We start from the raw sequence: 12798 nt of genomic DNA, 5'->3' as shown, positions 1-12798 counted from the left end.
AGCCAATCGCCCATCGCACTGAAAAGGAAGAACCCCATGCCCAAATCCAGGGAAGAATGCCTCGCGGCCATGCGCGCCGCGCCCCATGTCATCGAACCCGGCCAAAAGTTCGTGGTGGACGAGTTCCGGCCCGAAGACGGACTTGGCGTGGCCCGGCTGTTCCACGCCGTGTACGGCGAGATGTTTCCGGTGGATTATGTCTATGATCCGGAGGAGCTGGTCCGGCTGAATGCCGGGCCGGATCTGTACCAGGTGCTCGGGCGCACGGACAAGGGCGATATCGTCGGCCTGTACGCCCTGTTCCGCAACCCTCCGGGACACAGGATCATGGAGGCCGGATCCTGGATCGTGCATCCGGCCTACCGCACCTCTTCCCTGGCCATGCGTCTGGCCGCCAGGATTAATACCGCCCCGCCCGAGCGCCTGGGAGTGGACGTCATTTACGGGCAGACCGTCTGCGACCATGTCACCACCCAGAAAATGGGCATCAAATACAACAGCTTCTACGGCGCCCTGGAAATCGAGGCCATGCCGCCCAGGCCCGAAGAACACGCCGGACCGGGCTCAGGCCGGATCAGCCTGCTGGACGGGTTCATCATCCTGCGGGACCGGCCCCACGCCGTGCATCTTCCCCGTCTCTACGCCGACGTCTTGCGCGCCCTCTACGCCAGCCGTAACCTGGATCGCGAATTCCGGGACGATCCCGGCCCGACCGGTTCCACCGAGGCCGCGATCCAGCCCATGGACAAGGCTGATCTGGTCAAAATGACCGTGGACCGGATCGGGCCTGACTTCGGCGCCGTCCTGGCCCGGATGGAACAGGACTTCCCGGAGCGTCACGTCTATCAGATCGTGCTGCCCCTGGAGCGACCGGGCTGCACCGGGGCAGTGGACGCGGCCCGGACCAAGGGGTATTTCCTGGGCGGATTGTTGCCGCTCTGGTATGATCAGGATGGGTTGCTGCTGCAAAAAGTCGCCGGAGAACCGGACTTTTCCAGAATCAAACTCTACCCTGAAGAGGCGCGGATGCTTCTGGAGCTGATCCGCACGGACCGCGACCGTCCGGCAAAAAACCAGTAACCCCGTTCACCCTCACATCCACTCACCTCGGAGGACCCTCGCCATGGGGCAGATATCTCTTGACCTGGACGACTATTTTCATCTCACGCGGGCCGTTGTCTATGCCGAACTGAAGAAGCTGCGCAAAACGTCCGACGTGTTCGGGGATGAGTTGCTGCTCACTCCGGACAGCGCCCTGGCCCAGGACCCTTTGGCCACATCGCCGGACCAGCTGGCTTTGATCGCTTCCCGGGTGGGCGGATTTTTTGGACTGACCGGGGAGGTTGACGCCGGGCTGGGCGGGCTGGCCACCCTGGGCCAGTGGGCCGGGCATCTGCTGGAACAGGTCGGGCCCAGGCCCCAGGTGATCACCTTTTACACCTCGGGCAGTACCGGCGAGCCCAAGCCCATTGTACGGGACTATTACTTCCTGGAGCAGGACGCCCTGCATCTGGCCGAAATGCTCCAGGGGACCAAACGGATTCTGGGCCTCGTCCCGCCGCACCATATTTACGGCTTCATCTACACGGTTCTGATTCCCAAGGTTCTGGGGGCGCAACTCCGCGACCTGCGCTTCAAGCGGCCCGCGCGAATCATCAAGGATCTGGCCCCGGGCGATGCGTTGATCGGGTTCCCGCACATCTGGAGGCTGTGTTCCGAAACCAAGGAGCGTTTTCCGGCCGGGGTGATCGGGGTCACGTCCACCGGACCGTGTCCGCCGGAAATCATCCGCACCCTCAAGCGCCAAGGGCTGCAGGTGATGTTCGAGATCTACGGATCCTCGGAAAGCGGGGCCATGGGCCACCGCTCCAATCCCGACGATCCGCTGACCCTGATGGCCACCTGGAAGCGCTTCGGAGAGGACCAGTTCGTGCGCGATCTGGAAGACGGCGGCCAGTCCGAGCCCTTTGCCTTCCAGGACGCCCTGGAATGGGTGGACGAGACCCGGTTTTTCGTCAAGAAGCGCCTGGACAGCGCGGTCCAGGTGGCCGGGATCAACGTCTATCCGGCCCGGGTCCGGGAGGCGCTGCTGGCCCATGAGGCCGTGGCCGACTGCGCGGTGCGGCTGATGCGCCGGGAGGAGGGCGACCGGCTGAAGGCCTTCGTGGTGCTCAAGGACGGGTTCACGCCGGGCCCGGCAATGCGCGACGCGTTGCGCGTCCATCTGGCCGGTCGGCTGTACCGGGTCGAGCAGCCGGGCGCCGTCACCTTTGGCCCGGAACTGCCCAAGAACGAAATGGGCAAGCTGGCCGACTGGACCGTTGACACCAGGCAGGTGGCCATGACCCTGGACCAGGCCCTGTCCAGGCTGCAAGCCGAAGCCCGGACAATCGAACCCGGCCAGAAATTCACCGTGGACGGGCTGCGCTCAAAAGGAAGCATGGACGGCGGCATGGACGGCGACATGGGCGACGACATGGACGACGCCTGGGGCGTGGCCGGGCTCTTTTACGAAGTGTTCGGCGGCTCCTTTCCCTTTGAGACCTATTACATCCCGGAGCGGCTGCTGGAGGAGAACCGGCTGGGCCTGGTCCACAGCGCCGTGGCCCGCACCCCTGGCGGCGACATCGTCGGCTACGGCAGTCTGTTCCGCAGCTCCGCGCCCCATCACGGCGTCTATGAAATCGGCTCCCACGTGATCCATCCGGCCTACCGCGGCACCCAGGTTCCCCTGGCCCTGCAGGAGTTCATCCGCGACGCGCTCATTCCCCGGCACGGCGTGGAGGTCTTTTTCAGCGAGGCCCCCTGCCATCAGGTGGTCACCCAGAAGTTCGCGGCCATGTGCGGGCTGGTGGAAACGGCCCTGGAAATCGGGCTGATGCCCGCGGCCGCCTATGGGACCACGGAGCATCCGGACGACCGCGTTTCCACGCTCCTGCTGTTCGGCCGCACCCGTGATGAACAGCGTCGGCTGCATGTCCCGGCCGTTTACCAGGAAGCTGTTGATTATCTGCTGCAGGACGCCCGGCTGGACCGCCTCGTGCTGCCGGGCGACGACGAGTCCCCGGCGGGCATCGCCACCCGGGTTTCCACGGAATACTTCGCCTTTGCCCAGGTGGCCCGGATGCATGTCCTGACCCTGGGACCGGATTTCGAGCGCAGCCTGGCCGGTTTCGAGTCCCAGGCCCTGGCCGCGGATTCCCGAGCCGGAACCGGCAAGTCCGGGGCCCGGGTGCTCCAGGTGTTCGTCAATCTCGGCGAGTCCTGGTGCGGCCAGGCCGTGACCGCCCTGCGCGAGCAGGGCTATTTCCTGGGCGGGCTGCTGCCGGGCTGGTTCGAGACCGACGGCCTGCTGATGCAAAAGGTCCTGGACATGCCCGGGCCTGATTCCATCAAGCTCTATTCCCAGCGGGCGCACCGCATCCTGGATCTGATCCTGCGCGACATCGAGTCCAATCCGGCCTGTGTCTCCGCGCTGAAGCGGCCCGCCCAGGCCAAGGCCGCGGCCCTGGACCGGGAATGGCTCCAGGCCGCCCGGATCGAGGAAGTGGTTCTGTCCGGCGAAGGGCTGACCGTGGATGAAGTGGTGGCCGGGGCCCGGCACGCCAGGCCGGTCCGGCTGACCACGGACCGGTCCGTGATGGACCGGGTCGAGGCCTCGGCCTCGTTCATCGAATGGGCCGTGCGCACCGGCGAACCCATCTACGGGGTGAACACCGGGTTCGGCGGCATGGCCGACGTGACCATCCCCGAAAGCGACCTCTGCGCCCTGCAAAACAACCTGCTGCGCTTTTTGAACGTCTGCGCCGGAGAATATCTCCCCCTGGAGGACGTGCGCGCGGCCATGCTCCTGCGGGTCAATTCCCACTTGCGCGGGGCCTCGGGCGTGCGCCGGGAACTCATTGACCGGTCCGTGCTCTTTCTGAACAACGGCGTGACGCCCCTGGTCCGGGACATGGGCTCCATCGGGGCCAGCGGGGATCTGGCGCCCCTGGCCACCATCGCCGGGGCCCTGGTCGGGGCTGATCCCTGCTTCCAGGTGGACATGCGCGGTGAAACCGTGAGCTGTCTGACGGCCCTGGAGCGCCTTGGCCTGAAGCCCTTCACCCTGGGGCCCAAGGAGGGCCTGGGCATGGTCAACGGCACCTCGGTGATGACCGGGATCGCGGCCAACTGCCTTTACGACGCCCGCCGCCTGACGGCCCTGTGCCTGAGCTTTCACGCCCTGGTCATCCAGGCCCTGCGCGGCACCAACCAGTCCTTTCATCCCTTCATCCAGAAGCTCAAGCCGCATCCCGGCCAGGTCCTGGCCGCGGAGCTGATGCTCCGGCTCCTGGACGGGTCAGCCATGTGCCGCAACGAGTTGGACGGCCACCACGAGGTGCTGGACGGGCAGCCGGCCCAGGACCGCTATTCCCTGCGCTGCCTGCCCCAGTTCGTGGGCCCGGTGCTGGACGGGCTGCGCCTGGCCGCCGCGGCCGTGGAAACCGAGATGAATTCGGCCAACGACAACCCGCTCATTGACGGCGACAACTGCCTGAGCCTGCACAGCGGGAACTTCCTCGGCCAGTACGTGGCCGTGTGGATGGACCATCTGCGCTACTACCTGGGTCTGGCGGCCAAGCACATGGACACCCAGATCGCCCTGCTCGCGGCTCCGGAATTCAACGCCGGCCTGCCTGCCTCCCTGGTGGGCAACCCGGAGCGCAAGGTGAACATGGGGCTCAAGGGCCTGCAGATCGCGGCCAACTCCATCATGCCCCTGTTGTCCTACCACGGCGCGCCCATTGCCGACCGCTTCCCGACCCACGCCGAGCAGTTCAACCAGAACATCAACAGCCAGGGCTTCAACTCCGCGGTCCTGGCCCGCACATCCATCCGCTCCCTGCAATCCTACACCGCCATGGCCCTGATCTTCGGGGTCCAGGCCGTGTCCCTGCGCGCGGCCCGGATGTCCGGCAGCCACGACCCGCGCCCCCTGCTCTCACCCGCCGGCGCGGGCCTGTACCAGGCGGTGCTGGATGTCCTGGGCCATACCCAGCAGGATTCCCGCCCCCTGATCTGGAACGACGACGAGCAGTCCCTGGAAGTTCTGGTGGAAAAACTGACCCGGGACATTGCCGCTGAAGGCCGGACCGTGCAGGCGGTGGGCGGCGTTGTCGCGGCCCTGCACTGACCGGAAGGAGATGGATCATGCCCGAAGACAAGCAGTATTTCGTCGAACGCTTCGCGGCCGACCCGCTGACGGCGGACGTGGAGCAGGAGGTTGCGCTCAGCCTGTTCGCCCCGGGGGACGAAACCGGCGTGGCCCGGCTCTACCACGCGGTGTACGGCGACGCCTATCCCGTGGAGGACTACTATATTCCGCGGCGGATTCTGGAATTGAACCAGGAGCAACAGCTCAGCTCCGTGGTCTGCAAGACCGCGGACGGGGTGATTGTCGCCCACGGAGCGCTCTACCGCAGCTCGCCGCCCTTTGCCGGGCTGCTGGAAGTGGGGCAGTATCTGGTGCTGAAAAGCCACCGGAGGCGAAACATCGCCGATATGATCAACACGTACGTCCACGGACCCTTGGCGGAAAGCCTGCCCGTGGAAGGGATTTACGCCGAGGCCGTGACCAATCACATCGTGACCCAGCTCTTCGGCGTCCAGGCGAAGATGGCCGACTACGCCCTGGAGCTGGGCCTGCTGCCCCCGAGCCAGGGCTGGGACGGGGCCTCGGGCCGGATGTCCTGCATCCTGCAGTTCAAGACCGTCCGAGATCGACCGCACAGGGTCCACCTGCCTGAGAGGCACCGGGATATTCTGGATTTCATCCTGGCGGACCGGGATTTCCAGCGCACGTTTGCCGAGGCGTCCAATACCCTGCCGGCCGGCGGCCAGACCGTTCACCAAGTGCAGGCCTTTCCCGGCACGGGCACGGCCCGGTTCCAGTTCCCCTCACTGGGCGCGGATTTTCCCCGTGTTCTGGAAGGGCTGGAAAGCGAGGCCCTGCGGGAAGGGTGCGTGACGCTCCAGGCGTTCCTGAACCTGGGGCAGGCGGAGGTGGGCGGGGCCGTCGAACGGCTGTGCGCCGGGGGATGGTTCCTGGGCGGCTACCTGCCGCGCTGGTTCGACAGCGACGGTCTGCTGATGCAGAAGATCCTGGAGCGGCCGGACTATGCCGCCATCAGGCTGCATAATGACAAGGCCCGGGCCCTGCTGGAGCGGATCAGGGCGGAGCAGGAAAAAACAGCCCCTCTCCAGGGCAAATTTGTTCTCACGTAACTACCTGAAGTTATGAGGCTGGTTTGCCCTGTTTGGGACGGATCGACTGTCTGACTGAACCAGGAATCGTTCATCAAGCCGTTGCCCATCGCAGCGAGCACAACATCTTGTTATTAAAGCGCAACGGCTTGATGGTACGAGGCCGATGATGGAGTTTCGAGCCGTTCCAAACAGGGCAAACCAGCCGTCTTTGCAGGAAAAATTTGGTGAGAACAAAATTGCCCTGAGCCCCTCTCCCCCAAGGTTGACGCGGCCACGCACCAGGAAAGCGTCTCCCCCGGATCATTTTTCCGCGTTGTGTTGCGTGACCCGCAGCAGTCCGACCATGCTCCAGGCGATCACGGATCCAGCCAGGGGCAGAACCGCGAAAGCCAGGAATAATTCCGCATAGGCCACACCCATGGCCAGCAGCGTTCCCGCCAGCATCGGCCCCATCCAGAAGCCGGCGTCCATGGTGAAAAGCATCATGTTCGTGTTCAACCCGCGCAGATGTCGCGGCGAGATGACGAACATGGCGGCGTTGAGCTGGGGCATGACAAACCCCAGACAAACGCCGTACAGTCCGGCCAGGATCAGGATATTGTCCGGGGTTTCAGCCAGGCTGAAGAGAAGAAAACACACGGCCAGCGCCAGCAGAAACAGCCCGAGCATGGCCGCCCGGTTGACCCTGTCCAGAAGCTTGCCGCAGGCGATGCGCACCAGAATGGTCGCACCGGTGGAGATGCTGAAGAAAAAACCTGGGTTGCCGCCACCCAGGGCCGACAGATGATCCTTCATGTAGAAGAAGACCGTGGTGGTGGCGATGAACAACAGCAGGTTGGCCGTCAGCAGCCTGGCAATACCTGGCGTGCGGAGATCCTCGACAAGGTCCTTGAGCCGTGGACGTTGCATGGCCTTGTCCGGCAGGTCGGCCACGCGGCGGCGGACCCCGCGACCTACGGCCGGCAGCAGAAACAGTGCCGGCACGAACAAGGGCGAAAACAGGGAGTAAACCCGTGAGGCGTCGCCGAACGCGACCAGCAGCGGCTCCACAAGGGGCGGCAGCACCGCGTACGGCAGGAGGGTGGTGATGGAGAACACCCCGAACCCTTGTCCGCTGCGACCTTCAGGAATGAAAAGAACGAGCACGCTCACACAGGCCGAAATCATCACCACGAAGCCGGCGCCGTGCAGCATCCGGATCAGGCCCAGGGTCCACAGATTTTCAGCCTGGGAGTACCCGAGCAGAGCAAGCATGATCAGGACCAGGCCCACGCCGATGATCTGGACGCTGTTGCGGGGCGTGAGCCATGGGCTGATGATCGGTCGCAGGACAAAGGCCGTGGCTGGTTCCAGGCCGATCAGGACGCCGCGCCACGCCGCCGCCACCCCAAGCCCCTCCAGGTAGGCGTTGAAGCCGTAGAACAGGGACAGATTGCAGAACGCCAGAAAGCTTATGGCGCTCAAGGCGACGAATTCAAAGCTGAACAGGGAATCCGGCGATTCGGCGGCGGTGTTCATGGACATGATGCAGCCTGAATGCTGGAGGTCGTGCCGGCATGCACCACCGGCCTACAGCACATTTATGTGTTACCTGAAAGTTGAAAAAGTCCTACTCCACAGTCCGTTCAAAAACCCCAAGTGCAAGGAGTAAAAAAAGATCAAGATCGAAGCGTATTTAGTCATACGTGAGAATTTGATCTTTTTGCAGCCGCAGCACTTGGGGATTTTTCAACGGACTGTTAACCCACGTCGCGAATGGATGCATGGGCATCATCCCGAAAATTCTTCCCGGTCCGGCACTTGACAGATCACGGAATCAGTAGCCAAAGCTGCATGCAGGCATCATGGACAACGACGTGTTTGCGTTTGGTATGCCTTGCCTGTTTGAACGTCAACCAGGAATCCCATTCATGAGCTTCAATCACCTTGCGCCCGCTCCCCAGCTGGAAATCGGACGTTCCGTGCCGCGCATCGACGGCCTGGCCAAGGCTTGCGGGACGGAACGCTACGCCGTGGATGAGTATCCGCCGAACCTGCTCTGGGCAGGGGCTCGCCGCGCCGGGGTTCCCCATGCCCGGATACGAAGCGTTGACATCTCCCGGGCCGAGTCCTTGCCCGGAATCATCCGTATCCTGACCCGCCAAGACGTGCCCGGAACCAACCGCCAGGGCATCCTGCACAAGGACCAGCCCGTGCTGGCCGGAACCAAGGTCCGCCATTGCGGGGATCCCGTGGCCCTGGTCCTGGCGGAGACCAAGAGCGCGCTGGCCGAGGCCCTGGCTGCGATCCGCGTCGACCTGGAGCCCTTGCCCGCGGTGTTCGACCCGGAATCGGCCCTGCGAAAAGGCGCGCCATTGGTGCATGACGGGCGGGACGAGGGCAATCTGCTGGTCGGCTCGTCCATCATCACGGGCCGGGGCAAGGCGGCCCTGGCCGACTGTCCGGTACGGGTGCGCGGCGGGTATGCGGTTCCGGCCCAGCGCCACGCCTATCTGGAACCGGAAAACGGAGTGGCCTGGCAGGACGAGGAAGGCATATTGCACCTGGTCGTCTCCACCCAGGCCCCGTTTCGGGATCGCTTCGAGATCGGCCACGCCCTGGGCCTGGATCCCACCCGGATCCGGGTCGTCGCGCCCTATCTCGGCGGTGGTTTCGGCGGCAAGGACGGGGCCACGGTGCAGTGTCTGCTGGTCCTGGCCGCAATGCACGCCAAAGGTCGCCCCGTGAAGATGTGCTGGGACCGGGAGGAAAGCTTTCTGGCCGGATACACCCGCCATGCGGCCCGGATGAACTATGAACTGGGTGCGGACAAGGACGGAACCCTGCTGGCCCTGCACTGCCGCCTGCTGCTGGATACCGGGGCCTACGCCCATCTGGGCGGGGAGGTGCTGGCCCTGGGTTTGGAACATGCCGCCGGGCCGTACCGCGTGCCCAACGTCCAGATCGAAGGTCGGGCTGCATACACGAATAATCCGGTGGCCGGAGCCATGCGCGGTTTTGGCGTGGCCCAGGTCAGCTTCGGCATGGAACGGATCATGGATCGCCTGGCGAACCGACTGGGTATGGATCCCCTGGATTTGCGGCGCAAAAACGCCCTGAACCGGGGGGATCGCAACGCCTGCGGCGTGACCGTGACCGGGTCGACCGGCATCAGGGACTGCCTGGACAAGGTTGCCGAGCATTCCCTGTGGCGCGAACGTGAAACCTGGGTGGCCCAGGCCCCGCGTTTCAAGCGCCGGGGCGTGGGCCTGGCCGCGGTGCACAATGCCATGGGCTACGGCCGGGGTCTGCCGGACTCGGCCATAGCCAAGGTCGAGCTGACGCCGGAGGGCATGTTCCGCATCTTCAGCGGGGTAGCGGACATGGGCCAGGGCAATGCCACGGCCTATGCCCAGATCGCCGGACAAATCCTCGGCCAGGACGCTTCCCGGTTGGAGATGGTGCAACCCGATACCAGCCGTTGCCACCCGTCGGGATCCTCTTCCGCCGGACGGACCACATACACCTTTGGCAAGGCTCTGATTCCGGCCTGTGAGGACCTGAAGGCCAAGCTCCTGGCCCGGGCCGCGATGTTCTTTTTTCTGGAGGAACCCAGGGACCTGGCCCTGCTGCCCGGGCTGATCCGCCATCTGCCCACGGGCCGGGACCTGCCCCTGACCAGGCTGGGGGCCTTCTTTTCCCAGGCCGACCGCCAGGCCGTGGCCGAGGCGTTCATGCCCGTGGCCCCGGATGCCGTCAGCGGCGGACGGGAATTCCGGATCGGTTTCCCGCACCTGCTGTTCGCTCATGCGGCTCACGCGGCGTTCGTGGAAGTGGACGAGCTGACCGGCGCGGTGGAGGTCTGCCGGTATCTGGCCGTGACCGAGGCCGGGCGGGTACTCAATCCCCAGGCCTTTGAGCAGCAGGTCCACGGGGCCGTGGCCCAAGGGCTGGGCTACGCTCTGAGCGAGGACATGCATATCCAGGAAGGCCGGGTGCGGGCGGACACCCTGACGACATACATTATTCCCACTGCCCTGGACGTGCCGGACATGGTTTCGCCGGCCTGCGACGTGGAAGAACCCAGCGGCCCCTTTGGGATGAAGGGCGTGGGCGAAGTGGGGATGAGCGGCCCCCTGCCCGCGGTGGCCAATGCCGTGCACGCGGCGTGCGGTGCTGACGTGCGCCAGGCCCCGCTGACCCCGGAACGCGTGCTGAAGGCCATGAAACGGAGGAAGAAATGATCGTGCGCTGCATTCTTAACGGTCGGCCATTGGAACTGGAAACCGAACCCGACCGGCGGGTGGTGGATCTGCTGCGCGAAGATCTCGGACTGTTGGGAACCAAGGAAGGCTGCGGCAGTGGGGAATGCGGGACGTGTACAATGCTGGTTGACGGCGTGCCCAAGCTGTCCTGTCTGATGTTCGCGGTCCAGTTGGAGGGACGATCCATCGTCACAGTGGAGGGGCTGGGGTCGGGCACGGACCCACATCCGGTCCAGCGTGCCTTTGCCGAACACGGGGCCGTGCAATGCGGTTACTGCACGCCCGGGATGGTCGTAACGGCCGCGGATCTGCTGGCCCGAAAGCCCTGTCCGGACCGCCAGGCCATTCGCGAAGCCCTTTCCGGCAACCTCTGCCGCTGCACCGGGTACCAAAAAATCGTGGACGCGGTGGAGTCCGTGGCCCGTGACCAAGACCGGGTCGAACCGGAGGAAAAGGCATGAAAGCTGTTCTGTTGCCCCGCGAAATGAACGAGTTGTGGGCCATGCTGGCGGACAATCCCGGCGCGGCGCTGATGGCCGGGGGGACCGATCTGCTGGTCCGCCTCAGGAAGGGCCTGGAGCGATTCGACACCGCGATCTGTCTGGAGCGCTTGCCCGAACTGCAAACCATCCGCGTGGAGCGCGGCATGCTGTGCATCGGGGCCTGCGTCACGCACCGGGCCTGCCTGGACTCGCCCCTGGTCCGCGAACACGCGCCGATCCTGGTCCGGGCCCTGGCCCATCTGGGCGGGCCGCAGATCCGGAACATGGCCACCCTTGGCGGCAACATCTGCACCGCCTCGCCGGCCGGGGACGGCCTGCCCCCATTGTACGCCCTGGAAGCCGAGATCACGCTGCACTCCAAAGACGCTGAACGTCGGCTGTCCCTGGCTGAATTCATCCTCGGCCCAGGGCGGATAGCGCTGCGGCCCGGCGAAATTCTGGCCGAGGTCCGAATCCCCTTGGCTGAGGGTTTTCAGGTCCAGCACTTCGAGAAAGTCGGCCGGCGCAACGCCCTGGCCATTGCCGTGGTCAGCCTGGCCGCGCTGGTCCGCACCGGGCCGCGGGGAATCGTCCAAGAAGCGCGGCTGGCCCTGGGCAGCGTCGGCCCCACGGTGGTTCGTCCAATCGAGGCGGAAAAGGCCCTGGTCGGTCGCAAGCTCAGCCCAAGCGCCCTCACCCAGGCCGCCCGCCTGATCCGCGAAGCGGTCAGCCCCATCGACGACATCCGCGCCACGGCCGACTACCGCCGCCAGGTGGCCGGAAACCTCCTATTGCGCCTGGGCTGACGCGGGCGGTTGTCCTTCAGACGGGCGCTTCATGTTTCCTCACTCACGGCGCGGCCGCGCAGCATTTCGACAATGGTTCAGGTAATGACGAGCATCCCCGCAAATCCAATTCCCAGGGAGCAACTTGATCATGATGCTCATGGAAAAATGGCAAAAGCCTTTTTGTCCTGAGTCCGATACACTTTGAAATCCCGCTCATCCAGGGTCACGACATTCAATATCCGAGATTCCGAGGCCAGAACAACGAGGCTGGCATCAGCGAAATCCATGGGCAGGTCGGCATATTTGCCCATGAGCGTCTTGGCGGATTCCAGTGACTGAATATCAGTTGGAACGAGCGTGACAATGCCTCGAAGGACATAATCCAGGGCAGCTTGCTGAGCTTTCAGGGAAAAGTTCAGAAGATACAGGACTTCCGTCAGCACGGGCTCCGTCGAGTAAAGCTTGCCGGAAAACGAACCAAACCACTCAACGCACGCCCCATGAGAGGTTTCACTTGCGTCGATCAGCGCAACCCAGGGTCCGGTATCCAACAATGCATTCACGATTCGTGGCCCTTGATTCCCTTGAGAATGTAGCGACGGTGGTTACGGCCCAGATCAGGAATTCCGCTGTTGACAACGCCGATCAGGTCCGACGCCTTGTTGATGGGTTTATCCTCCTGTCCAGGGACGACGTCGAAACGTTCGAGAAAGTCCTTGATGGCCAATCTGGCGATGTCTGACTTCTTCAGACCGGTTCGTAACGAAATATCGTGGACTTGAGTCATGTATTCTTCAGGTATGCGGATTGTCATCTGCATGATCGCCCCCTTTGTAATCAAACTGACTACAAACTATGTGTCCGACTCCACCAGGTCAATGAAAGCCCAAGCGCCCTCACCCAGGCAGCCCGCCTGATCCGCGTAGCGGTCAGCTCCATCGACGACATCCGCGCCTCGGCCGACTACCGCCGCCAAGTCGCCGGAAATTTCCTGCTGCGCCTGGGCTGACGCGGGGGGTTGTCCTTCAGACGGAC

At 64.2% G+C, this 12798-nt stretch carries 10 protein-coding genes; 7 read left to right on the top strand and 3 right to left on the bottom strand.

Going from position 1 to position 12798, the window contains the following annotated elements:
- The first annotated feature begins 36 nt into the window (after nt 1-36).
- The 3 genes from DESLA_RS0113265 to DESLA_RS20460 are packed head-to-tail and all read left to right on the top strand — an operon-like array spanning nt 37 to nt 6267.
- Entirely contained in the window at nt 37-1080 is a 1044-nt protein-coding gene (locus tag DESLA_RS0113265; RefSeq protein WP_035261825.1) for a hypothetical protein, read from the top strand.
- 43 nt (nt 1081-1123) lie between these two features.
- Nucleotides 1124-5176: an aromatic amino acid lyase gene (locus DESLA_RS22495; RefSeq protein WP_084032065.1), complete on the top strand. Its 4053-nt coding sequence runs from the start codon at nt 1124-1126 to the stop codon at nt 5174-5176.
- 17 nt (nt 5177-5193) lie between these two features.
- A complete protein-coding gene (locus DESLA_RS20460) occupies nt 5194-6267 on the top strand; it encodes a hypothetical protein (protein ID WP_051434677.1) in 1074 nt (357 codons plus the stop codon).
- 282 nt (nt 6268-6549) lie between these two features.
- On the opposite strand, the gene DESLA_RS20455 is transcribed toward DESLA_RS20460, so the two are convergent.
- The gene (locus tag DESLA_RS20455; protein ID WP_051434676.1) at nt 6550-7773 is read right to left on the bottom strand and encodes an MFS transporter; all 1224 of its coding nucleotides are present in this window, start codon (nt 7771-7773) and stop codon (nt 6550-6552) included.
- A gap of 386 nt (nt 7774-8159) precedes the next feature.
- Between DESLA_RS20455 and DESLA_RS0113245 the strand changes: the two genes are divergently transcribed.
- The 3 genes from DESLA_RS0113245 to DESLA_RS0113235 are packed head-to-tail and all read left to right on the top strand — an operon-like array spanning nt 8160 to nt 11781.
- A complete protein-coding gene (locus DESLA_RS0113245) occupies nt 8160-10472 on the top strand; it encodes a xanthine dehydrogenase family protein molybdopterin-binding subunit (RefSeq protein WP_035261823.1) in 2313 nt (770 codons plus the stop codon).
- Entirely contained in the window at nt 10469-10954 is a 486-nt protein-coding gene (locus DESLA_RS0113240) for a (2Fe-2S)-binding protein (RefSeq protein WP_028572831.1), read from the top strand. Before DESLA_RS0113245 ends, DESLA_RS0113240 begins: the two co-directional genes overlap by 4 nt.
- On the top strand, nt 10951-11781 hold the full coding sequence (locus DESLA_RS0113235) for an FAD binding domain-containing protein (RefSeq protein WP_028572830.1): 831 nt from the start codon (nt 10951-10953) through the stop codon (nt 11779-11781). Before DESLA_RS0113240 ends, DESLA_RS0113235 begins: the two co-directional genes overlap by 4 nt.
- A gap of 137 nt (nt 11782-11918) precedes the next feature.
- On the opposite strand, the gene DESLA_RS0113230 is transcribed toward DESLA_RS0113235, so the two are convergent.
- Together DESLA_RS0113230 and DESLA_RS0113225 are read right to left on the bottom strand one after the other, a co-directional pair.
- Nucleotides 11919-12326, bottom strand: coding sequence for a type II toxin-antitoxin system VapC family toxin (locus DESLA_RS0113230; RefSeq protein ID WP_169732631.1), 408 nt, complete (start codon nt 12324-12326; stop codon nt 11919-11921).
- Nucleotides 12323-12550, bottom strand: a complete 228-nt coding sequence (locus DESLA_RS0113225; RefSeq protein ID WP_084032064.1) for a hypothetical protein — start codon at nt 12548-12550, stop codon at nt 12323-12325. Before DESLA_RS0113225 ends, DESLA_RS0113230 begins: the two co-directional genes overlap by 4 nt.
- On the opposite strand from DESLA_RS0113225, the gene DESLA_RS22490 reads away from it, so the two are divergent.
- Complete coding sequence (locus DESLA_RS22490) at nt 12542-12772, top strand: hypothetical protein (RefSeq protein ID WP_245590063.1); 231 nt, start codon at nt 12542-12544, stop codon at nt 12770-12772. The genes DESLA_RS0113225 and DESLA_RS22490 overlap by 9 nt on opposite strands.
- Nucleotides 12773-12798 lie beyond the last annotated feature (26 nt).

This window comes from Desulfonatronum lacustre DSM 10312 (assembly GCF_000519265.1).
Taxonomy (GTDB): Bacteria; Desulfobacterota; Desulfovibrionia; order Desulfovibrionales; family Desulfonatronaceae; genus Desulfonatronum; species Desulfonatronum lacustre.
Note: the sequence above shows the minus strand (reverse complement) of the source record. Positions and strands in the feature narration are given on the sequence as shown.

Coding starts and splice junctions, on each gene's coding strand:
- DESLA_RS0113265 (WP_035261825.1), top strand. CDS start 37: ATGCCCAAATCCAGGGAAGAATGCCTCGCGGCCATGCGCGCCGCGCCC.
- DESLA_RS22495 (WP_084032065.1), top strand. CDS start 1,124: ATGGGGCAGATATCTCTTGACCTGGACGACTATTTTCATCTCACGCGG.
- DESLA_RS20460 (WP_051434677.1), top strand. CDS start 5,194: ATGCCCGAAGACAAGCAGTATTTCGTCGAACGCTTCGCGGCCGACCCG.
- DESLA_RS20455 (WP_051434676.1), bottom strand. CDS start 7,773: ATGTCCATGAACACCGCCGCCGAATCGCCGGATTCCCTGTTCAGCTTT.
- DESLA_RS0113245 (WP_035261823.1), top strand. CDS start 8,160: ATGAGCTTCAATCACCTTGCGCCCGCTCCCCAGCTGGAAATCGGACGT.
- DESLA_RS0113240 (WP_028572831.1), top strand. CDS start 10,469: ATGATCGTGCGCTGCATTCTTAACGGTCGGCCATTGGAACTGGAAACC.
- DESLA_RS0113235 (WP_028572830.1), top strand. CDS start 10,951: ATGAAAGCTGTTCTGTTGCCCCGCGAAATGAACGAGTTGTGGGCCATG.
- DESLA_RS0113225 (WP_084032064.1), bottom strand. CDS start 12,550: ATGACTCAAGTCCACGATATTTCGTTACGAACCGGTCTGAAGAAGTCA.